Below are 20,027 nucleotides of genomic sequence, written 5' to 3'. Positions count from 1 at the left end.
TCCCGGTCACTGCCTGCGGCACGTGCCTGGTTGAGCATGCCCAAGTCCCGCTGAAACAAGGCAAAACGGCCCGCCCCCTGCGTGCGGTGCGCAGGGGGCGGGCCGGTGGACCGCGCGCGGTGCGTGCTGTCCGGACTCCGCTGTCGCCTCGGACCTCCCTTCCGCGGTTCGGTTCTGACGGGTGGGGCTGTTCGGCCCTGGGAGATGACCTACTTCTTGATCGCCTTGCCGTCGGGTGCCACGGCGTACCACGTGCCGCCGACGCCCTGACCGTTGGTGTCACCGGGCTTCTTGTCACCGGCGAAGGTGTAGATCGGCACACAGTCGATGGTCTGCTGCTTCAGTCCGTCGGGCCGGTCGAAGACCACGTAGCCCTGCCCCGTGGGACCGGACCCCTTCAGATCGATGCCCTTGGTGTCCTCGGCGTCGACCGGTGCGATGACCGGCCACTTCTCCAGGCACGCGCCGGTGCACGCCGTCTTCATCGGCCAGGGCGAGTCCTTCAGGAAGCGGTAGACCGTGTGGCCGTTCTTGTCGACGACGATCTCGCCGAGCTCCGGGTCGTTGCGCGTGGACAGCCCGGGCAGGTCGGCCGCCTCGGCGCCGCCCCCGCCACCACCACCGCCACCGGCCTTCTTGCCGTCGGCGGCCAGCGCGTACCACTTGCCGCCCACACCCTGGCCGTTGACGTCGCCCGCGTTGACATCCTTCACATAGCGGTACGCCGGCCAGCCGCCGATCGTCAGCTGCTTGCCGCCGTCGGAGCGGGTGACCTCGCCGAGCAGCGACTTGTCGATGCCGTCGCCGGCCGTGGCGTCGTCCGCGGGCACGGGCGGCCAGGTCTTCGCGCAGTCGCCGTCACAGCTGGACTTCGGCGGCTCGGCGGTGTCCGTGTCGAAGCGGTAGAGGGTCAGCCCGCCGCTGTCCGTCAGCACCTTGCCGAGCTCGGGATTGGTGACGACGGCCAGCTTGCCCGCGGAAGCGGCCGGGGCCGCCGCGGAAGCGGAAGCCGAGGGAGCCGCGCTCCCGTTGCCCAGGCCGGACCCGATGCCGGTGCCCGCACTGCCGTAACCGCCGGCCGCGGCCGTCGCGCCGACGTTCTGGCTGCTAGCGGACGGGGCTGCTTCCTGGCCGCACGCCGTCGTCAGCGCCAGCACCGCCGCAGCGCTCGCCACGAGCGATGCACTCCGCCAGGAGGTCTTCATCGTCAACTCCCCAAATTCGTACGGGTGTTGCAGCGCCCGTTTGCGCCGCCGCACGGTCATGGGTACGGACGGAAGTGGCTGTTGTGTTCAACAGAGGCACATTTTTCTTTTGGGAGCCTGTGACACGGGCCGCTCACTCGTTCGGGGCAATCCTTCGGTACCCGGGAGCGGGGCAGAGCGTTCTCGGTTCATGATCTCCGTCGTGCAGCGACCCGAATCGACTCAATACGCCCCGACCATACGGGTGTTGTTGCTCCTGACCATGACATGGCTGGCCGTCGGCGTACCGGCGAACACGGCGACGGCCGACGCCTGCGCGTCCGCCTCGATCGGGCCGGACGGAATCAAGGCGGTGGCGGTCGCCGGAAGCCTCACCTGGCCGACGCCCCCGTCGTGCCCGACGCCTTCGCCGAGCCCCACGCCCACCCCGACACCCACCCCGGCCCCGACCTGCCCACCCGACCCGACACCGACGCCACCCCCTCCTCCGCCCCCACCCCCGAAGCCGAAACCCACGCCGACACCGACACCCACGCCGCCACCGCCCCCGCCACCGAAGCCGGAGCCGGCCTCTCCCGCCCCACGGCCGGCGGCACCCCGGCCACAGCCGACCCCCACCCCTACCCCGACCCCCACCCCCACACCAAGCCCGACCCCGGCCCCCACACCCCCGGCCGAGCCGGCCCCGGCCCCCGCGGCGGCCCCCGTGCACTACCCGGTGTACAAAGCCCCGGCACCCCGGCAAGCCCCCCGCGGTCGCACGTCGCCGCTCACCTTCGTCCTGCTCATCACGGTGCCCGCGCTGGTCGCCGTCGCCGCGCTGCGTCCGCGCTGATCCCTGGAGGCATCCCTTGCCGGAATGGCTTGTTCTCACCCTCGCGATGCTGGCCGCCTGTGGCGTGGTGGTCGTCATCTCGGTCGTCCGCCACAAGGCGGCGGCCCAGGACGAGGACCCCAGCGAGACCCCGGACGTCATCGAGTACATGACGATGTGGATCGGCGTGGTGTACGCCATCGTCCTGGGCCTGGCCATCGCGGGCGTCTGGGAGGGGCGCAGCGCCGCCCAGGACCACGTCCAGGCGGAGGCCGTGGCCCTGCACGAGATCTCGGAGCGCGTGCGGGTCTATCCGACCGACGCCCGTGACCGCATTCGCGACGATGTCAACGCCTATGTCGGACACGTGGTGAACACCGAGTGGAAGGCGATGGCCGACAACGGCGAGGCCACCCAGCGGGGCGCCGACCTCCTCGAGCAGATCCGCCACGACGTCACCGACTACGAGCCGAGGACGGACTTCCAGGCCCAGGCCTACCAGCCGCTCGTCGACCAGGTGGCCGCCGCCGACCAGGCGCGCACCGCCCGTATCAACTCGATGGGGGCGACGATGCCGGGCGTGGTGTGGTTCGGGCTGATCGGCGGGGCCGTCGTCACCATCGGCATGGTCCTGGCCCTGCAGATCCGGCGTACGGCGCGCGAGCTGATCCTCGCCGGGATCTTCTCGGCGCTGATCGCCTTCCTGCTCTTCCTGATCTGGGACTTCGACGCGCCCTACAGCCGGGGCATCACGGCGTCGGCGGAGCCGTTCCTGAACCTCTTCCCCGACGCCAGGTCCTGACGCGCCCTCACCGCACCAGCCGCCGGGGGACGGCCGCCACGCCGTCGGTGTCCCCCGGCCGGCCCACATCCGTGCCCCATTCGCCCGACAGCGTTCGCGCACATGTGCGTACCTTCCTAGCGTTCCGATCATCGAGGTGCATTTCTGGCGCAAGCGGAAAAGGTCCGCTGCTGCTCCTCGGGGACCCGGAGGATTCACCATGCGCGCGATACGCGTAGCTTCGGCCGCTCTGCTGGGCGTCAGTGCCCTCGCCCTCGCCGCACCGGCCGCCGTCGCGCAGGGCGACAACATCACGCCGTTCGGCTTCAGCGTCCTGCCCTCGACCGTCGCGGCGGGCGGCCAGGTCACTCTGCAACTGGACCGGGACAAGGGCGGCTGCGTCGGGTCCGCGACGGTCAGCTCGGGGGTGTTCGACACGATCTCGATCCCGGGCCACCGCTCGTCCGCGACGGCGGTGGTCGACTGGGACGCCAAACCGGGCGCCACGTACAAGGTGACGTTCTCCTGCGACGGGGTCAGCGGTTCGACGCAGCTGACCATCGCCACCGGCCGTACGAACCCCACGCCCTACCCGTACCCCAACCAGGGGGTGCACGCCGGTGAGGGTGGCACGATCGCCGGGTTCGACCTGAAGGAGATCGGACTGGGTGCCGCGCTCATCGCGGGCTCGGTCGGGGCGGCGTACCACTTCTCGCGCCGCCGCACCGGTGAGGACGGCACCTGACCGCTCCCCTGACAGGCCGTCGCCCCGGAACCCTTCCCAGGGTCCGGGGCGACGGCCTGTCCACGTGCGCGCGGCTGTCTCCGAAGGGAAAGATCAGATGCGCTTCTCCGAGCGGCGGCGCATCCAGAACACCCCACCGCCGACGGCGGCCGCGGCCACGAGCCCGCCGCCGATGGCCATGTCGGTCGGGGTCGCCCCGTTCGAGCTGCTGCCACCGAGGCCGCCGCGGACACCGCCGATGACGGTGAAGGCGTCGTCTCTGGTGAGCGGGTTCCGGCCACCGGTGCAGTTGACCGTGATGGAGTACAGGCCGGGGTTGGCGGTCGAGCTGACGGTGGCGGTGCCCCTGGCCGGGTTGCCGGGGGTCAGGGTCACCGGGGCGGTGAACGCCGGTGAGGTGGCGGTGCCGCCGCCGGCGCAGTTGTCGACGGTGATCGTCAACTGGCCGCCGCGGGCGATGACGCTGGGCAGGGCGACGATGTTGCTCGGGCTGACGGCGCTGCCCGAACCGCCCGGCATCCCGTCGCGCGCTACGGCGGCGGGGGCGGCGAGTCCGAGGGCGGCGACTGCGGCGACAGAGGCCGCCAGGGCACGGGTGGTACGCATGTGATCCTCCGCGGAAGGCGCCCCGGGAACGGTCCCCGGTGGATCGGCGAGAAAGCGCCTCCCAGAACGACCCTCAGATGCCGTGCGCGCGGGCGCATTTCGGCGATGGTCCGTCCTGGTGAGAGGACACGCCGAGCGATGAGCACACAATCGGATATTGCCGCAGGTCACGGACCGTCAGAAAATTCCTGCCGTCGTCAACTCGGATGGCGCACCCAAGGCGACGGGGCCACCCGTTCGCTGCTGTCGCGTCGCCGGTTCCGCTCTCGGTACTTAGCGTTCTCGTATGCGCGAATGACGGGGCGACGGTCGCGTCGAGAGGGGAAGTCGAATGTCTGCGTCCGAGCTGGCCGAACTGGCCGAGGAGGAGGAGCGGCGGAAGAAGCGCGCTCCTTGGGGCGTGATAGCGCTTGTTCTGCTGACCGGCCTCGCTCTCATTCGGAACGGTTCGGGAGAGTTCGATGTGGGCCCGCCGCAGCCGGCGACCGCCGCCGCGGCGGACAGCCGTGTTCCCGGCACCTTCGCCGGATCGGCGACACCGCAGCCGTTCTCCGAGCCCGACCGCATCAGGATCCCGGCGATCCAGGTCGACGCGCCGGTCATGCCCGTCGGCCTGGACGCCGACGGCTGGGTGGGCGCGCCGCCGCCGGAGGACCCGAATCTGGCCGGCTGGTTCACCGGCGCCGTCTCTCCCGGTGAGAAGGGCACCGCCATTCTCGTGGGCCATGTCGACAACAAACTGGGCCCCGCCGTGTTCTACGGACTCGGGGCCCTGAAGAAGGGAAATCGCGTCGAGGTGCAGCGCAAGGACGGAAAGACGGCCGTGTTCGAGATCTACGGCATCGAGGTCTTCGAGAAGAACAACTTCCCGGGCGACCGCGTCTACGGCTCCAAGGGCACACCGGAATTGCGCGTCATCACCTGCGGCGGGGGTTTCTCCAAGCAGAACGGTTACGCGGGGAATGTCGTCACCTTCGCCCGCCTGGTCGAGGTCCGCTGAGCGTCCCCGACCGGGCGGGCCCGTCCGGCGCTAGGCGTAATGCCGTCTCGGGACGGTGATGTGATAGCCGGAGTCCAGGAGCTGCGGCAGATAGTCGCGCAGCGCCCGGACGCTCTGGGAGCGGTCGCCCCCGGCGTCGTGCGAGAGCACCACGACGCCGGGGGCCGCGCCGTTCTCGACCCGGCCGACGATGGTGCGGGCCGCGGGGGCGGTCCAGTCGAGGGTGTCCACGGTCCAGGCGAGGGGTTCCATGCCGAGTTCCGCGCCGAGCTGGAAGGCGGCACGGTTCCAGGCGCCGTAGGGCGCGCGGAACCACTGGGGGCGTTCGCCGTACGCCTCCTCGATGACGTCGCAGGTGCGTTCCATCTCGGAGCGGATGCGACCCCGGCTCAGCCGGGTGAGCAGGGGGTGGGACCAGGTGTGGTTCCCGACGGCATGACCCTCGTCGGACATGCGGATCAGCAGGTCCTTGTTGTCGACCGCCATCTCGCCGCACACGAAGAACATCGCGCGGACGTCGTACTCCGCCAGGGTGTCCAGGATGTCGGGGGTGTAGCGGGGATCGGGCCCGTCGTCGAAGGTCAGCACCATGGTGCGGCCGCGCCCGGAGACCTTCAGCAGCGGCTCGTGGCGCACCAGGGTGCGGCGGGGGGCGGCACGTGGCGGGCCGTAGCCGGTCAGGGGCTGGAGGCGATAGGCGGACGGCTTGAGCGGGCGGCGCGCCGGGGGGCCCGCGGCGGGGAGCACGGGCCGCTTCGGGGTGTCGCCGGTGCCGGCCGCGAACAGTCCGGCCGTGCCGGCCGCACCGACGGCGGCGGCGCCGGCGAGCAGGGCCCGGCGTCGCGAGAGCAGCCGTGTGAGGAACTGATCCTTCGTCATGACTCATCAGTCGCCCCAACCATGGCCGACGCACCACGACTACACCGGTGCGGCGGCGGGAAAACACCCGCCCGGCCTAGGACGGCACCGTCAGCGGCGGCGCACCAGCGGGAACGGCAGCGTCTCCCGGATCGTCAGGCCGGTGAGGAACATGACGAGCCGGTCGACGCCGATGCCGAGGCCCCCGGTGGGCGGCATCGCGTACTCGAGGGCGTCGAGGAAGTCCTCGTCGAGCTCCATCGCCTCGGGGTCTCCCCCGGCGGCGAGCAGGGACTGTGCGGTGAGGCGGCGGCGCTGCTCGACGGGGTCGGTGAGCTCGGAGTAGGCGGTGCCGAGTTCGGTGCCGAAGGCGACGAGGTCCCAGCGCTCGGCGAGCCTCGGGTCCCCCCGGTGCTGGCGGGTGAGCGGGGAGACGTCGGTCGGGAAGTCCTTGTAGAAGGTGGGCAGCTGGGTCTTCTCCTCGACGAGCCGCTCGTACATCTCCAGGACGATGTCACCGCGGCCGTCGTCGCCGGTGTACGGCACGCCCGCGCGGTCGCAGTGCCGGTGCAGCCGCAGCAGGTCCGTGTCGGCGTCGATCTCCTCCCCCAGCGCCTCGGAGATCGCCCCGTAGACCGTCTTGACCGGCCACTCACCGGAGATGTCGTACTCGGTGCCGTCCTTGCGGGCGACCGGCGAGCCGAAAGCGGCGGTGGCGGCGCCCTGGATGAGTTCGCGGGTGAGGTCGAGCATGACGTCGTAGTCGGCGAAGGCCTGGTAGGCCTCCAGCATCGTGAACTCGGGGTTGTGCTTGTAGGAGACGCCTTCGTTGCGGAAGGTGCGGCCCATCTCGAAGACCTTCTCCATGCCGCCGACGCACAGCCGTTTCAGGTACAGCTCGGGGGCGATGCGCAGATACAGGTCGAGGTCGTAGGCGTTGATGTGGGTGGTGAAGGGGCGGGCGTTGGCGCCGCCGTGGATCTGCTGGAGCATCGGGGTCTCGACCTCGAGGTAGCCGCGGCTCAGCAGGCCCTGGCGCAGGGCCTGTACGGCGGTGGAGCGGGCGCGGACGACGTCGCGGGCGGCCGGGCTGGAGACGAGGTCGAGATAGCGCATGCGGACCTTGGCCTCGGGGTCGGTCAGACCGCGGCGTTTGTCGGGGAGCGGGCGCAGGCACTTGCCGGTGAGCTGCCAGGAGGCGACGAAGACGGTGGGTTCGCCCTTGTCGCTGGCGGCGGCCGTGCCCGTCACGGTGATGTGGTCGCCGATGTCGATGTCGGTGCGGAAGCCGTCGAGGCCGCCGCGGTCGCGGGTCAGGGCGAGTTGGTGGTCGCCGGACCAGTCCCGCAGGGTGACGAAGACGATGCCGCCGAGATCCCGTACTCGCATGACCCGGCCCGCGACGGTGACGTGTTCGCCCTCGCGGACCTCGGCGAGGGTGTGGGTGCGCTGCGGGATGCCGACGGGGTAGGGGTCGACGCCCTGGGCGCGCAGCCGGTCCAGCTTCTGGTGCCGGATGCGGGCCTGTTCGGGCAGGCCCGCATCCGGGCCGGCGGTCCCGGCCCCGTCCCCTCCGTCGAGGCCGAGCGCCGACAGCGGCGGCAGGCCCTCGGTGGTGGCCGGCCGCGGCTGGGTCTTCGGGTGCCCTTTTCCCCAGAGTTTGCGCAGTGAGGGTACGGAGACGAAGCCCTCGGCGATCCCGGAGGCGAGGCCGATGCGGGCGAGGGCGCCCGTCTCGCCGTAGCAGATGAAGCGCGGGTACCACTCGGGGTGGTACTTGGCGTTGGAGCGGTAGAGGGCCTCCAGCTGCCACCACTTGGAGAAGAACAGCAGCAGGCGGCGCCAGAGGCGGAGCACCGGTCCGGCTCCGATGCGGGCGCCCTCCTCGAAGACCGAGCGGAAGACGGCGAAGTTGAGGGAGATCCGGCGAACGCCCGACTTGGGTGCCACGGCGCACAGTTCGGCGACCATGAACTCCATGACGCCGTTGGGTGCGCTGCGGTCACGGCGCATCAGGTCCAGGGAGACGCCGTCGGTGCCCCAGGGCACGAAGGACAGCAGGGCGAGCAGCTCGCCGTCCTCGCCGAGGGCCTCCACGAGGAGACAGTCGCCGTCGGCGGGGTCGCCGAGGCGGTCCAGGGCCATGGAGAAGCCGCGTTCGGTCTCGGTGTCGCGCCAGGCGTCGGCCTTGTCGACGACCTCTTCCATCTCCGTGTCGGTGAGGGCGGCGTGGCGGCGGATGCGGCAGTGGGCGCCGGTGCGGCGGACCCGGTTCACGGCCTGCCGGGTGACCCGCATGTCGCGGCCGCCCAGGTCGAAGTCGGCCACGTTCAGGATCGCCTCGTCGCCGAGTTGGAGGGCGCCGAGTCCGGCGCGGGCGTAGGCCTTGGCGCCGTCCTCGGAGGCGCCCATCGCGGCGGGCGCCCAGGCGTGCCGGCGGGCGGCGTCGAGCCAGGCGGCGATGGCGTGCGGCCAGGCCTCGCGGTCGCCCACGGGGTCGCCGCTGGCGAGACAGACGCCGGCCTCGACGCGGTAGGTGACGGCGGCCTTGCCGCTGGGCGAGAAGACGACGGCCTTGTCGCGCCGGGTGGCGAAGTAGCCGAGGGAGTCCTTCTCGCCGTAGGCCTTCAGCAGCGCCCTGATACGGGCCTCCTCGTCGCCGTGCAGGGACGCCTCCATGCGCTGCGAGCGGAAGAGGGTGGCGGCGGCGTTGAGGAGGGCGAGGGCGCCGAACAGGCCGAGGAGGAAGAACAGGGCGCGGGGCGGTGCGCCGTCGAAGGAGCGGCCGGAGACCAGGCCGCCGCAGACCCGGTTGGCGGCCCACAGCAGGCGCTGGCCACGCGGCAGCGTACCGGGGAAGAGCTCGACCAGGCCCCAGCCGGCCAGGATGCCCAGGACGAGGCCGGCCAGCAGGACGAGGACCGCGCGTCGGACGGCCGCGCGGCGGGAGGCGCCGTAGAACTCCTCGCGGGCGACGACGAGCAGGGCCAGCGCGAGTCCGCACACGACGAGGGACGGGAGGGAGTCGGCGTACAGGCCGACGGCGACGCCCACGGCGTCGACGAGGACGAGCAGGCCCAGGTAGACGACGACCAGCCACCAGGCGACCTTCTTGCGGGCGGCGGTGGCGCCGGCGAGCAGGAAGAGGAAGACGGCGTAGGCGAGGTTGGCGCTGACCGGGACGATCAGCAGGTCGAGGAGGCGGACGACGGGGCGCAGGAGTCGGCGCAGCGGCGGGATGAAGGCGAGCAGCAGGCACAGCAGTCCGAGGGCGCCGAAGAAGGCCGCGAAGGCTTCCGGCACCCTGCTGAGGAGGCCGCTGCCGGGCCGTCGTGTCGGGCCCGTGGTGTCCTTCGCCGGTACGGCCTCGACGGTGGCACTCATGTTCCGACTGTAGGAACAGCCGCGCCGTACCGCCCGTCGGGAGGCCCCGCTCGGCGGCGGGAGCTGGGCATTCCGATAGCCTCCAGCCGTGACGGAACAGCACTCGCACCAGTTCGAGCGGGGCACGGACGGGCCGAAGGTCATCGTGGTCGGAGTGGACGGCTCCGACTCCTCCTTCCGGGCGGCGGCGTACGCGGGGGGCCTCGCCCGCCGCCAGCACGCTCTCCTGGCGGTCGTGTACGTGCAGCCGGTGATGACGGCGGGCGCGGCGCTCGGGGCACCGGTCGCGGAGACGACCGACGAGATCGCCGAGGATCTGGTCGCCCAGATCCGGGAGGCGACCGAGCGCACCAAGGGGATATTCGATGTGCGGTGGGAGTTCCACACGTTCCGCGGGGACCCCTACAGCGGCCTGGTGAGGGCCGCGGACGAACTCAAGGCGGACGCCGTGGTGGTGGGCGCCTCCGAACAGGCCGGTCACCGGATCGTCGGCTCGGTCGCGGTGCGACTGGTGAAGGCCGGACGGTGGCCGGTGACCGTGGTCCCGTAGGTCCGTTCAGAGGGTGCGGAGGAAGTCGAGCAGGATCGCGTTGAACTCCTCGGGCTTCTCCATGTGCGGGTAGTGCCCGACGCCCTCGATCGTCACGCTGCGGCCGTCGGGCACGGCGTCCACCACCCGCTCCGCCATGGCGATGGCGTCGGAGGCGTCCAGGGCTCCGTGCACGGCGAGGACCGGTACGTCGATCTTCGGGAGCCGCGCCCAGGGGTCCGTCAGGGGTGTCAGCCAGTCCGTCTCGCCGGCCGTGTGCTTGGAGATGGTGTGCGCGGCCACCTCCCGCAGCCGTCGTACGACGTCCGGGGCGACGTCGTCGACCGTGCGGTGCGGTCCGGTCGCGTTCCGCCCGAAGGCCTCGACCCAGCCCTCGATGTCACCGGCGGCCAGCATGCCGGCCGACTCGCCCGCGCGCTCCAGCGTCCACGGATCGGCGTACTCGAAGGCGCTGGTCCCGGCGCCGCAGACGACCACCGCACGGACCAGCTCGGGATACTCCTGCACGGTGTCGGTGACGACCGCCGCGCCCATGCACAGTCCGACGAGGACCGCGGGCCCCGCGTCGAGGTGGCGCAGCAGACCGCCGAGGTCGTCCGCCCAGCGGAACGGCTTGGTCGCGTTGGCGGAGAAGCCGTGGCCGCGTACGTCGGGTGCGACGACCCGGAAGCCGGCGGAGGCCAGCGCCGGTATCTGCTCGTCGAAGACGCGGTGGTCGGCGAATCCGGAGTGCACCAGCACCACGAGGTCCCCGGTGCCCATGTCGCGGTAGGCGAGGTCGCCGTCGGTGGACGTGTAGTAGCTCAGTTCCGAAGCAGCTGTCATGACAACCAAGGTGTCATCTTCTGGCGATTTTGACAACCGAGGTGTCATGATGGCCGGGTGAACGACATCGACGAACCACTCCCACCCGACGAACTCGGCCACCGGGTCAGCGAGGTGTTCGACCTGGTCGGCGCGCTCTACCGACGCGGCCTGCGCAAGCTGGAGCAGGGCGAGGAGATCGAGGGGGTGTCCGTCGGGGTGCGCTCCGTGCTCGTACTGCTCCACCGGTACGGGCCCATGACGGTGCCTCAGATGGCCCGGATCATGACGCTGACCCGGCAGTTCGTACAGCGCATGACCAACGACGCCACGGCGAGGGGCTGGGCGGAGGCCACACCCAACCCCGCGCACCAGCGGTCCTCGCTGATCCGGATCAGCGAGGAGGGCGAGGCCGTCGCCACGGCGATCCTCGCGCGCGAGCACGCCCTGAACCGGCAGGTCGGAGGCGATCTGACCGAGGCCGAGCTCAGGGCATGCGCTCGCGTGCTGAAGGAGATGCTGCGGACGTTCGACCACGTGGACGTGGACCGACCGGACGTCGAGTGACTACTTCCCCATCGTCAGCCCGTCCTTCGCCGCACCCCGGCTCAGCACCACGTCCCGGATGCGGTCGCGCACGCCGGTCAGCTCGGCGCCCTCCGCGATGGCCTGGTTGAGGTTCACCACCCGGCCCGCGTCGATGTCGAACAGCTGCGGAAGGAACTCGGCCTTCGTCACCTCCCACCGGCCGCCCGGTTTCGCGGGCGGTACGAAGGTGAAGCGCCCGATGCTCGACTGGTTGCCGCGCGGGTCCTGGGCGCCCTGGTAGTTGTACATCTCGCCGGCGATCTGGTCGCCCATGCCGTAGACGACCCAGGTGCCGTTCACCTTCTCGTACGCCTGCGGGACATGGGCATGGGTGCCGAGGATCAGGTCGATGTCGGGACGGCCGCCCGTACGGGCCGCGGTGAGGGAGCGCGCCAGCGTGAGCTGACGGTCGTCGGGGGCGTCCTGCCATTCGGTGCCCCAGTGGACGGACACGACGACCACGTCGGCACCGGCCTGCCGGGCGGCGCGGGCGTCGGCGAGGATCTTGCCCTCGTCGATGAGGTTGACGGCCCAGGGCTGCCCCGGCGGCAGGGGGTAGCCGTTGGTGTCATAGGTGTACGCGAGGTGGGCGACCTTCGCGGCGCCCGCGCGCAGGACCGTGACGGTCCGCGCCTCGGCCTCGCTGCGTGCGCTGCCGGCGTGCCGTACGCCCTGGCGGTCGAGGGCGTCGAGGGTGCGGCCGATGCCCTGGGCGCCGTCGTCGAGGCTGTGGTTGGAGGCGGTGGAACAGCCGTCGTAGCCGGTGGCGGCGAGCCCCTCGGCGACTTCGGGCGGGGATTTGAAGGCGGGATATCCGGTGTAGTCGCCGTCGGCGCCGTAGACGGTCTCCATGTGACACAGCGCCAGATCGGCGCGGGAGACCACCGGTTCGACACCGGACAGCATCGGGCGGAAGTCGTAGCCGGTGCCGCCCCCGTCGAAACGGGCGCGGTCGATGATGGAGCTGTGCGGGAGGACGTCACCGGAGGCGACGAGCGTGAAGCCGCGGGACCCGTCGGCGGACGGGGCCGGACGGCCGGGGCGTTCGGGAGGTTCGTGGTCCTGGGCCTGGCAGGCGGCGCCCGCGGCCAGGAGGGCCGTGAGGGCCAGGGCCACCTGTCGTCTGCGTGCAATCATCAGCTCACCCCACTGTGATCATATTTACGCACAAATAGGTACGGAGATGAGCACGGCCGCAAACTGCCCAGCCCGTTCATTCGCCCTATGGGCGATGTGGAGGGAACCGTTCGCCGTACCGTTCGTCGACGCGATCGACCGTCCACCGCAGATCCGGGTACGTGGCCTGTCCCTCACCCGCACGCTGCGATGCCATACGGCCATGACGGCCGGAACCACGCTCACGAACGGGACGACCGCCGAGCACGAGCTCGCCGCACTGCAGCGGGAGCACGGCCGGCCTCTCTTCGCGCTACTGCTCCGACTGTGCGACGGAGACCGGCAGCGCGCCGAGGACCTCGTCCAGGAGACCCTCGTACGGGCCTGGCAGCATCCCGAGGCCCTGCGCGCCGACGACTTCGATTCGGTACGGCCCTGGCTGCTGACCGTGGGACGGCGGCTGGCGATCGACGCGCGGCGGGCCCGGCAGGCGCGTCCGCCGGAGGTCGGGGACGCGATCCTGGAGAACGCGCGGGTCTGCGCCGATCACGCCGAGCGGGCGGCGGCGACCCTCGATGTGCGCGAGGCTGTGAAGACACTCACTCCGGAGCACCGTGAAGTCCTGGTGCTGGTGTATTTCCAGGGGGCGAGTGTGGCGGAGGCCGCGGCAACCCTCGGGATTCCGCCCGGTACCGTGAAGTCCCGCGCGTACTACGCGCTGCGTGCCCTGCGCCGGGTCCTGCCCGGATATGCGGCCGACCTGCGCTGAAACCCATGTTGCGGCAAAGCCTTCGCAAAGCGCCTTGCTGAGGACCATGGTTGAGTAATCGGCTGTCTTCATCCGTGTTCCGCACTGGGGCCCGGCAACGGGCGACGCGCACGCACCGGAGGAAGGCAGGAAGGGATGCTGCACAGAGGTCAAGAGAGCACGGACGGCGCCGGCGGCGGTGAACTCACCGTCCCCATGGCCTGGTTGTACGCCGAGTACATCGCCGACGAGCTGCTGCGGACCGGCGATCTGATGCCGCCGACGTCCTTCGAGTTCCGCGCCGGGCGCGACGCCCTGGCGCTGACCATCTTCCTGTCCGACACCGACGGCGAGCTGTCCGGCATCCGGGTCGTCTCCCAGCTGGAGACCTGGCTGTCGCTGACGGCGTACGACCAGCCGTGGCAGGACTGGGTGCGCGAGCGGATGGCGGGGCTCGCGGCAGAGGCAATCGAATCCGGGGCCCCCGCACCCGACTTGGACCTGGCCGAGGCGGCCTGGCAATGGTTGGAGGAGACCGAGCTCCTCGCCCCGGACCTCAACGCGGTGCCCGGCGGCAGTTCGGGCGTCGGCGACGACGAGGGTCCGCAGGTGTGGACGAAGGCCTGGCAGCTCGGGCTGCCGCTCGGGCATCTCGCCATCCATCTGTTCTGAGCCATGCGCAGCCTCGGGATTCCGGCCGTGCGCGGCCCCGGAGGAGGCGGTCCCGGACTTTTTTCGAACGGGACCAATCCTCGTGTTTGGCCGCTCCGAATCCAATGGTTGCGATTCTGTGCGGGGCTTGAGTGATTCGACGGTCCGCTGCGTACGGGTGGGAGCAAGGAGTAACCCCACCCACACCCAACGGCACGAGGATTCCGCATGAGGTCCCAGGAGAGGCATCGCGACGTCGCCGCGTACGCGCTCGGCGTGCTGGACGAGGCGGACGCCTTCCGCTTCGAGGATCACCTCATGGAGTGCCCTCGGTGCGCGGCGCACGTCACCGAATTCGGCCCCATAACCCGCCAGATGATGCTGTACCGGCGCTCCACCCCCCAGTTCGTGAGTCCGCTGGCCAAGCCCGGACCCCGGATGCTGGACCGGCTGCTCTCCGAGGTGGGGGCGCGCCATCGGTCCGGACGCAGGCGGTTCCTGTGCGCAGTGGCGGCGACCGTCGCGTTCGCGGTGGCCGGACCCGGGATCGTGATCGCCGCCGGCGGCGGGGACAAGGCCGCCCGGCAGATCGAGGCGACCGACGCGCGGTCCGGGGTATGGGCCCAGGTCACGGCCGCGGACGAGACCGCGGGCGCCCAGGTGGAGCTGAAGGTGAAGGACGGGGCGGGCCCCCGCACCTGTCTCCTGGTGATCGTCGGCCGCGACGGCACCGAGGAGACGGTCACCACCTGGAGCGTCCCGCGCCACGACGCCCGCGAGCTGATCATGAACGGCGCCTCGTCCTACCACCCCGACCAGATCGCCCGTTACGAGGTCCGCACCACCGACGGCGAGCACCTGGTGACACTCGACTCCGGCTGAGAGCGAACGCCGAGCACGGTCCCGGCGTCTCAGGAGCGACAATCGTTCGGTCCTGGGGGAACACATGCGTACACGCGTCGCACGAACTGCCGGTCTATTGGTTCCGTTCGCACTGCTCCTCGCCGGCTGCGGCAGCGAACACGGCTCACGCGCCCAGAGCGACGAGTCCAGGTCCCGGGCCCAGAAGGTGGCCGACGCCTGGGACGGTTCACGGGCGGCCGAGGTGTGGCGCAAGGGGTACTACCCGATGGCGGACGTGGTCCAGCTGCCCGACAACGCCTTCCGCAACAGCGCCGACAAGACGGCCTACGGGGCACAGAACTTCGTCCTCGACGGTGAACTGCCCACCACCTCGCCCGAGAAGGGCAAGGTCGAGTGGCGCGGCGGCGGTTCGCTCGCCCTGCCCCTCATGGACGCGCGGCAGGCATACGACAGCGTGGCCCGCGGCGGTGACGACGGACCGCATCTGACCGTGACCGGGGCGAAGCTGGGAAAGACGACCCTGATCACCAGCCGGGGTCCGGCCACCGTCCCGGCCTGGCTGTTCACGCTGAAGGGGTACGACACCCCGCTCAAGCGCGTCGCGATCGAACCCTCGGAGCTTCCCGAGTCCCCGATCGGACCCGCCCGGGAGACCCCCACGGACGAGCAGATGCCGCTGGAGCAGTTCATCAGGACCAGCGCGGACGGCCAGTCCGTCACCGTCCTCGCGGGCCATGGAGCCTGCGACGACGGGCCCGCCGTGCGCGCCCTGGAGACCGACGGCAGCGTGGTGCTGTCCGCGGCGGTCGTCGGAACGAACGACGGTCCGTGCACCTCCAACCTGCTCATGGAGAACGTGACCGTGAAGCTGGACAGCGAGCTCGGGGAACGGGTCCTCCTCGACGCGTTCACGGGCGCGCCGGTGCCGTACGGGCACCGGACCGAACACGGCTGACGCGCTACTTGAGAAGCCTCGACATCCTGCGGTCCGCCAGGGGCTTTCCGCCCGTCTGGCAGGTCGGGCAGTACTGGAGGGAGGAGTCGCTGAAGGAGACCTCGCGGACGGTGTCGCCGCACACGGGACAGGGTTCGCCGGTGCGGCCGTGGACCCGCAGACCGCTCTTCTTCTCGGCCTTCAGCCGCCCGGCCGCCACACCGCGGGAGCGTTCGACCGCCTCTGTGAGGGTGCCTCTCAGGGCCTCGTACAGACGTCCCGTCTCCTCCGGGGTGAGGGAGGCGGCCAGTTTGAAGGGGGACATCCTCGCCGCGTGGAGGATCTCGTCGCTGTAGGCGTTGCCGACTCCGGCGATCAGGCTCTGGTCGCGCAGGGCGCCCTTGAGCCGGCGTCGTTCGTCCTTCAGCAGGTCCGCGAAGCGCCGCTCGTCGAAGTCGTCCGCGAGCGGGTCGGGGCCGAGCCGGGCCACGCCCGGGACGTCCTGGGGGTCCCGGACGACGTACACGGCGAGGCGCTTCTGTGTGCCCGCCTCGGTCAGGTCGAAGCCGGCGCCCGTCTCCAGGGCCACCCGCAGGGCGAGGGGGCCCTTGCCGGGGCGGGGCGGGCCGTCGGGGAGCCGGTCCTTCCAGTGCAGCCAGCCGGCGCGGGCCAGGTGGGTCACGAAGTGCGGGCCGCCGTCGGTGGCGAGGTCCAGGAACTTGCCGTGCCGGTGCACCGCGGTGACCTCGTGGCCCTCCACGGCGCTGAGCGGAGGGTCGTACGTCTTCAGGACGCTGATCGCCACGGGCAGCACGCGCACGATCTCGTGGCCGACCAGGTTCTCGGTCAGGAAGTCCTTGAGCGCTTCGACCTCGGGGAGTTCCGGCATACGTCCAGAGTGCCACCGGGGGCCGGAGTGCTCAGCTCCGTTCCCGCACCACGAACTCGCACCACACGCACTTGCCGCCGCCCCGCGCCTCCACGCCCCACACGTCGGTGAGCAGGTCGACCAGGAGCAGGCCCCGCCCCGAGACCCCCGACTCCCCCGCCTCGCGGCGGCGCGGCAGGGCGCTGGAGGAGTCCTCGACCTCGACGCGGAACCGGCGGTCGGAGCCGGCCAGGACCCGCAGGGTGACGATGGCGGAGCCCTCGGTGTGCATGAGGGCGTTGGTGACCAGTTCGTCGGCGACCAGCTCGATCTCGTCGGCCCGGTCCCGGGCGCCCCAGCCCCGGACCGCCGCGCGGATCATGTGCCGGGCCTCGGCCAGCGCCTCCGGATCGCCCGAGGCGACATGCTGCTGGAGCCGGCCGCCGGACTGCGGGGCGTCCAGGCCCCGGCGGCGCAGCAGGAGCAGGGCCACGTCGTCGTCGCCGCCGCGTTCCTCGGCCACGTCGATCAGCCGGTCGGCGAGGTCGCGGACGTCCGCGGGGCCGGCGGCGATGAGGGCGGTGAGGGTCTGCATGCCGTCGTCGAGATCGGCGCCGGGCGTCTCGACCAGGCCGTCGGTGCACAGCATCAGCGTGTTGCCGGGGTCGAGCTCGACCGTGCCGACGGGGTACTCCAGGCGCCCGAACTCGGCGGACAGTCCGAGCGGCAGCCCGCCCTCGACGGGGACACGGTGGCAGCTGCCGTCGGCCCGCCGTAGCAGGGGGTCGATATGGCCTGCCCGGACGACCTGGACGACTCCGGTGGCGAGGTCCGCCTCGGCGTACAGGCAGGTCGCGAAGCGGTCGGTGTCCAGTTCGTGCAGGAAGACGGAGGCGCGGGCCATCACGGTGGCGGGCGTGTGCCCCTCGGCGGCGTAGGCGCGCAGGACGATCCGCAGCTGGCCCATGACGGCGGCGGCGTGGGTGTCGTGGCCCTGGACGTCGCCGATGACGGCGCCGACCCGGCCGCCGGGCAGCGGGATGAGGTCGTACCAGTCGCCGCCGATGTCCCTGCCGAAGGCGGCCGAGCGGTAGCGGACGGCGACGTCGGCGCCGCGCACGCTGGGGATGGTGCGCGGCAGCATGGCCTGCTGGAGACCGCTGGCGAGATCTTTCTCCTGCTCGTAGAACATGGCCCGCTGGAGGCTCTGCGCGATGCTGGAGCCCAACGCGACGAGGACGTTGCGGTCCTCGGGCGAGAAGCCGCGCCGGTCGCTGTAGAGCAGGCCCATGGCGCCGATGGGCCGGGCCTGGGCGATCAGCGGGAGGTAGGCGGCCGAGGTGATGTTCAGGTCGGTGATGTGCGGCCACAGCAGCGGATAGCTCTCGGCGAACTCCTGCGGCGACTCGATGAAGCGCGGGGTCAGGGTGCGCACGACCTCGCTCATCGGGTACGGCTCGTCGATGCGGGTGACGTCGGTGCCGGGGACGAAGCTGCCCGCGGGGCCCTCCGCGACCAGCCGGATACGGCCCGCCTCGACCAGACCCATGACCAGGCTGGTGGCGCCGAGGTGGGTGAGGCCGTGGGTGTCCTTGAGGACGTCGATGACGTCGTCGACGGTGCGGGCGTACGCGAGTGCCGCGGTCGTGAGCTGGACGACGTTGGTCTGCTCCTGCCGGGCCTCGTCCCGGCTGGCCTGTCTGCGGCGGTCCTCGATGTCCTGGACTTCCTGGGTGGCGTCGCGGACGATGCCGACGATGCGGCGCGGGCGGCCCGTCTCGTCGCGCCGGATGTAGCCCTGGGTGTGGGTCCAGCGCAGCGCGCCGTTGCGGCAGCGGATGCGGAAGTAGGTGCCGTAGTTCTCGCTGCCGTCCTTCATGGCCTGGGAGACGAGGGCGTCGAGCCGGTAGGCCTCCGGGGACGGGACGCGGATCGCGAGGGTCTCGGGGTGGCCGTTGTATTCGTCGGGGCGCAGGTCGAAGACCTCGTGGGCCTGGGCGTCCATGTGGAACAGACCGGTGTCCAGGTCCCAGTCGAAGCTGCCCATGAGGTTGAGCGCCAGGATCGGGTCCGGGTGGGCGGGCCAGTCGTCCGGGAGTGACGGGGCGCTCGCTCCCCGATCAACCATGGGCCCACCTTGCCAGGGTTTGTCTGATTCTTCGACTGGTAGGGACCGACGCGTGGGGGTCAGCCTCCGAACACGCCGGTGGGGCTGTCGAAGATGCTGTCGGTCGCCGTCGGCTCGTCGGGACCGTCGGGGATCAGACCGGCGCCGTCGGGGACGTCGGGGGTGTCGGGGACGGTCTGCGGGCCGACCTCCTCCGTGACCGACGGGTTGTCGACCGTGGGCTCGTCGGGCACCACCTCGGCCGGAGGCGTCCCCGTGACCGTCGCGGCGGGGCAGGCGGGGTCCTCGGGGGCGGGAGTGCCGGTCAGGGGGACGCCCGGGGTGACGGTCGCGGTCGGGGTGACGCAGTCGGTCGCCGGACTGTCCGGCGCGGAGCTCTCTTCGCTCGGGGAGGCGCTCTCACCGGCGCTCGCGTCCGGACGCGGACTCGCGTCGGACCGGCTCGGCGGCGCGCCGGAGTCGCTCTCGGAGGCGCTCGGCGGATGCGTGGACGCCGGCGCCACCGGCTGCGGACGCGGTACGACGTGGTCGTGCCGGGTGTCGTGCCCGCAGCGCCGCTCGATCCAGGTGTTGTCGACGATGTCGATGATCGTGATGTGGGTGATCACGCGGGGCGCCGGGGCCACCACGACCACCTGGCCGTGCCGGTAGCCGGACCACGGCCGCCCGCTGGTGACCGTGCCGCCGTTCGTGGCCCGCGCGGGTGTGAGCGGGTTGCCGCAGGCGCAGCGGACGCGCGGCACGCCCCGGGTGTCGACGAGAACCGCGGTGCCGCTCTGGAGGACGGACTGGTAGGTGGTGGTGCGCCCGTCCCGGTAGCCGTGGTTGGTGACACGGGTGTCGGCGCGCAGCACGACCGAGGTCAGCGAGCGCAGATAGGACGGGATCGCGTCCTGGGAGATGCCCTCGACCTGTGCGAAGGCCCGCCCCTTGGCCCGGTCCGCCGTGAGATGGCCGATCTGCCGGTTCACGTCACAGCTGCCCGACCCGACGGTGCCGCCGTACAGGCCGGGCGTCCCGCCGGAGATCGACCGCACGCCCGACCCCGCCGGTTGCCGCGTCCGGGTGACGGGCGAGGGTGCGGCCGCCGAGGTCTGCGTCGAGTCCGTGAAGGGGTCGGGGCCCTGGGCCGCGACGGGCTGGAGAAAGAGTTCTCCGCCGGCATTCGCGCTCTCGTCGCCGGAGCCGACGCAGCCGACGACGATCAGTGCCGTCGCGAGCGCGCAGGCCGTGCCAAAGGTTCCGGTGAATGGACGCACCATGCTCTCCCGCCTCAATCCGGGCATTTCATCACCATTGTCTGCTTCACTCACTTGGGTTACGCAAGCGGAGGCACGGTACACGGAGCGTGACACACGGTTCCGCGCGACAATGGAGGCAGGG

At 71.4% G+C, this 20,027-nt stretch carries 20 protein-coding genes; 10 read left to right on the top strand and 10 right to left on the bottom strand.

From position 1 onward, the window contains the following. Window positions 1-209: 209 nt before the first annotated feature. Both ACIOHP_RS26125 and ACIOHP_RS26120 read right to left on the bottom strand, forming a co-directional pair. Window positions 210-1,205 carry an SCO0930 family lipoprotein gene (locus ACIOHP_RS26125; protein WP_361555651.1) on the bottom strand — a complete coding sequence of 332 codons (996 nt, stop codon included), beginning with the start codon at window positions 1,203-1,205 and terminating at the stop codon, window positions 210-212. 222 nt (window positions 1,206-1,427) lie between these two features. Then, window positions 1,428-1,643 carry a hypothetical protein gene (locus ACIOHP_RS26120; RefSeq protein ID WP_401891383.1) on the bottom strand — a complete coding sequence of 72 codons (216 nt, stop codon included), beginning with the start codon at window positions 1,641-1,643 and terminating at the stop codon, window positions 1,428-1,430. Between the two features lie 268 nt (window positions 1,644-1,911). On the opposite strand from ACIOHP_RS26120, the gene ACIOHP_RS26115 reads away from it, so the two are divergent. The 3 genes from ACIOHP_RS26115 to ACIOHP_RS26105 all read left to right on the top strand — a co-directional run bounded on the left by ACIOHP_RS26115 (window position 1,912) and on the right by ACIOHP_RS26105 (window position 3,545). Further along, the gene (locus ACIOHP_RS26115) at window positions 1,912-2,040 is read left to right on the top strand and encodes a hypothetical protein (RefSeq protein ID WP_401891381.1); all 129 of its coding nucleotides are present in this window, start codon (window positions 1,912-1,914) and stop codon (window positions 2,038-2,040) included. Between the two features lie 16 nt (window positions 2,041-2,056). After that, window positions 2,057-2,821, top strand: coding sequence for a DUF4239 domain-containing protein (locus ACIOHP_RS26110; protein ID WP_361555660.1), 765 nt, complete (start codon window positions 2,057-2,059; stop codon window positions 2,819-2,821). Window positions 2,822-3,020: 199 nt separating this feature from the next. Then, entirely contained in the window at window positions 3,021-3,545 is a 525-nt protein-coding gene (locus ACIOHP_RS26105; RefSeq protein WP_361555663.1) for a hypothetical protein, read from the top strand. 93 nt (window positions 3,546-3,638) lie between these two features. Here the strand turns inward: ACIOHP_RS26105 and ACIOHP_RS26100 are convergent, their stop codons facing one another. After that, window positions 3,639-4,151, bottom strand: coding sequence for a hypothetical protein (locus ACIOHP_RS26100; RefSeq protein ID WP_361555666.1), 513 nt, complete (start codon window positions 4,149-4,151; stop codon window positions 3,639-3,641). A gap of 331 nt (window positions 4,152-4,482) precedes the next feature. Here ACIOHP_RS26100 and ACIOHP_RS26095 point away from each other — a divergent pair, with 331 nt between their 5' ends. Further along, window positions 4,483-5,151 (top strand): class F sortase, encoded by a 669-nt coding sequence (locus ACIOHP_RS26095; protein WP_266885131.1) that lies wholly within the window; start codon window positions 4,483-4,485, stop codon window positions 5,149-5,151. A 30-nt stretch (window positions 5,152-5,181) separates the two neighbouring features. On the opposite strand, the gene ACIOHP_RS26090 is transcribed toward ACIOHP_RS26095, so the two are convergent. Then, on the bottom strand, window positions 5,182-6,030 hold the full coding sequence (locus tag ACIOHP_RS26090) for a polysaccharide deacetylase family protein (protein WP_401891379.1): 849 nt from the start codon (window positions 6,028-6,030) through the stop codon (window positions 5,182-5,184). A gap of 90 nt (window positions 6,031-6,120) precedes the next feature. Further along, a complete protein-coding gene (gene lysX / locus ACIOHP_RS26085) occupies window positions 6,121-9,393 on the bottom strand; it encodes a bifunctional lysylphosphatidylglycerol synthetase/lysine--tRNA ligase LysX (RefSeq protein WP_401891378.1) in 3,273 nt (1,090 codons plus the stop codon). A gap of 88 nt (window positions 9,394-9,481) precedes the next feature. Here lysX and ACIOHP_RS26080 point away from each other — a divergent pair, with 88 nt between their 5' ends. After that, entirely contained in the window at window positions 9,482-9,943 is a 462-nt protein-coding gene (locus ACIOHP_RS26080) for a universal stress protein (protein ID WP_266885137.1), read from the top strand. Between the two features lie 6 nt (window positions 9,944-9,949). On the opposite strand, the gene ACIOHP_RS26075 is transcribed toward ACIOHP_RS26080, so the two are convergent. Continuing rightward, window positions 9,950-10,768 carry an alpha/beta fold hydrolase gene (locus ACIOHP_RS26075; RefSeq protein WP_401891377.1) on the bottom strand — a complete coding sequence of 273 codons (819 nt, stop codon included), beginning with the start codon at window positions 10,766-10,768 and terminating at the stop codon, window positions 9,950-9,952. Window positions 10,769-10,825: 57 nt separating this feature from the next. On the opposite strand from ACIOHP_RS26075, the gene ACIOHP_RS26070 reads away from it, so the two are divergent. Continuing rightward, window positions 10,826-11,314, top strand: coding sequence for a MarR family winged helix-turn-helix transcriptional regulator (locus ACIOHP_RS26070; RefSeq protein WP_401891375.1), 489 nt, complete (start codon window positions 10,826-10,828; stop codon window positions 11,312-11,314). Here ACIOHP_RS26070 and ACIOHP_RS26065 read toward each other — a convergent pair whose 3' ends face one another. Further along, window positions 11,315-12,472 (bottom strand): CapA family protein, encoded by a 1,158-nt coding sequence (locus ACIOHP_RS26065; protein ID WP_401891374.1) that lies wholly within the window; start codon window positions 12,470-12,472, stop codon window positions 11,315-11,317. It abuts the gene before it with no gap. Window positions 12,473-12,674: 202 nt separating this feature from the next. Between ACIOHP_RS26065 and ACIOHP_RS26060 the strand changes: the two genes are divergently transcribed. From ACIOHP_RS26060 to ACIOHP_RS26045, 4 genes are all read left to right on the top strand, one after another. Continuing rightward, complete coding sequence (locus ACIOHP_RS26060) at window positions 12,675-13,220, top strand: sigma-70 family RNA polymerase sigma factor (RefSeq protein WP_266899167.1); 546 nt, start codon at window positions 12,675-12,677, stop codon at window positions 13,218-13,220. Between the two features lie 135 nt (window positions 13,221-13,355). Then, window positions 13,356-13,871, top strand: coding sequence for a hypothetical protein (locus ACIOHP_RS26055; protein WP_401891372.1), 516 nt, complete (start codon window positions 13,356-13,358; stop codon window positions 13,869-13,871). Window positions 13,872-14,078: 207 nt separating this feature from the next. After that, window positions 14,079-14,732, top strand: coding sequence for a zf-HC2 domain-containing protein (locus tag ACIOHP_RS26050; protein ID WP_361555684.1), 654 nt, complete (start codon window positions 14,079-14,081; stop codon window positions 14,730-14,732). A 64-nt stretch (window positions 14,733-14,796) separates the two neighbouring features. Further along, window positions 14,797-15,669: a hypothetical protein gene (locus tag ACIOHP_RS26045; RefSeq protein ID WP_401891370.1), complete on the top strand. Its 873-nt coding sequence runs from the start codon at window positions 14,797-14,799 to the stop codon at window positions 15,667-15,669. Between the two features lie 4 nt (window positions 15,670-15,673). Here the strand turns inward: ACIOHP_RS26045 and ACIOHP_RS26040 are convergent, their stop codons facing one another. From ACIOHP_RS26040 to ACIOHP_RS26030, 3 genes are read right to left on the bottom strand one after another with little or no spacing between them, the layout of a single operon-like run. Next, window positions 15,674-16,537, bottom strand: coding sequence for a DNA-formamidopyrimidine glycosylase family protein (locus tag ACIOHP_RS26040; RefSeq protein WP_361555690.1), 864 nt, complete (start codon window positions 16,535-16,537; stop codon window positions 15,674-15,676). 31 nt (window positions 16,538-16,568) lie between these two features. Further along, window positions 16,569-18,644, bottom strand: a complete 2,076-nt coding sequence (locus tag ACIOHP_RS26035) for a SpoIIE family protein phosphatase (protein WP_401891368.1) — start codon at window positions 18,642-18,644, stop codon at window positions 16,569-16,571. Window positions 18,645-18,703: 59 nt separating this feature from the next. Next, on the bottom strand, window positions 18,704-19,906 hold the full coding sequence (locus ACIOHP_RS26030; RefSeq protein WP_401891367.1) for a DUF6777 domain-containing protein: 1,203 nt from the start codon (window positions 19,904-19,906) through the stop codon (window positions 18,704-18,706). Window positions 19,907-20,027: the final 121 nt, after the last annotated feature.

This window comes from Streptomyces sp. NPDC087859, from assembly GCF_044742595.1.
Lineage (GTDB): Bacteria > Actinomycetota > Actinomycetes > Streptomycetales > Streptomycetaceae > Streptomyces > Streptomyces canus_F.
The sequence above is the reverse complement of the archived record's forward strand: the minus strand, read 5'-3'. Positions and strand labels throughout refer to the sequence as shown.

Bases quoted from the DNA above. Each gene is read 5' to 3' on its own strand.
- ACIOHP_RS26125 (WP_361555651.1), bottom strand. From the start codon at position 1,205: ATGAAGACCTCCTGGCGGAGTGCATCGCTCGTGGCGAGCGCTGCGGCG.
- ACIOHP_RS26105 (WP_361555663.1), top strand. From the start codon at position 3,021: ATGCGCGCGATACGCGTAGCTTCGGCCGCTCTGCTGGGCGTCAGTGCC.
- ACIOHP_RS26100 (WP_361555666.1), bottom strand. From the start codon at position 4,151: ATGCGTACCACCCGTGCCCTGGCGGCCTCTGTCGCCGCAGTCGCCGCC.
- ACIOHP_RS26095 (WP_266885131.1), top strand. From the start codon at position 4,483: ATGTCTGCGTCCGAGCTGGCCGAACTGGCCGAGGAGGAGGAGCGGCGG.
- ACIOHP_RS26090 (WP_401891379.1), bottom strand. From the start codon at position 6,030: ATGACGAAGGATCAGTTCCTCACACGGCTGCTCTCGCGACGCCGGGCC.
- lysX (WP_401891378.1), bottom strand. From the start codon at position 9,393: ATGAGTGCCACCGTCGAGGCCGTACCGGCGAAGGACACCACGGGCCCG.
- ACIOHP_RS26075 (WP_401891377.1), bottom strand. From the start codon at position 10,768: ATGACAGCTGCTTCGGAACTGAGCTACTACACGTCCACCGACGGCGAC.
- ACIOHP_RS26065 (WP_401891374.1), bottom strand. From the start codon at position 12,472: ATGATTGCACGCAGACGACAGGTGGCCCTGGCCCTCACGGCCCTCCTG.
- ACIOHP_RS26060 (WP_266899167.1), top strand. From the start codon at position 12,675: ATGACGGCCGGAACCACGCTCACGAACGGGACGACCGCCGAGCACGAG.
- ACIOHP_RS26055 (WP_401891372.1), top strand. From the start codon at position 13,356: ATGCTGCACAGAGGTCAAGAGAGCACGGACGGCGCCGGCGGCGGTGAA.
- ACIOHP_RS26050 (WP_361555684.1), top strand. From the start codon at position 14,079: ATGAGGTCCCAGGAGAGGCATCGCGACGTCGCCGCGTACGCGCTCGGC.
- ACIOHP_RS26045 (WP_401891370.1), top strand. From the start codon at position 14,797: ATGCGTACACGCGTCGCACGAACTGCCGGTCTATTGGTTCCGTTCGCA.
- ACIOHP_RS26040 (WP_361555690.1), bottom strand. From the start codon at position 16,537: ATGCCGGAACTCCCCGAGGTCGAAGCGCTCAAGGACTTCCTGACCGAG.
- ACIOHP_RS26035 (WP_401891368.1), bottom strand. From the start codon at position 18,644: ATGGTTGATCGGGGAGCGAGCGCCCCGTCACTCCCGGACGACTGGCCC.
- ACIOHP_RS26030 (WP_401891367.1), bottom strand. From the start codon at position 19,906: ATGGTGCGTCCATTCACCGGAACCTTTGGCACGGCCTGCGCGCTCGCG.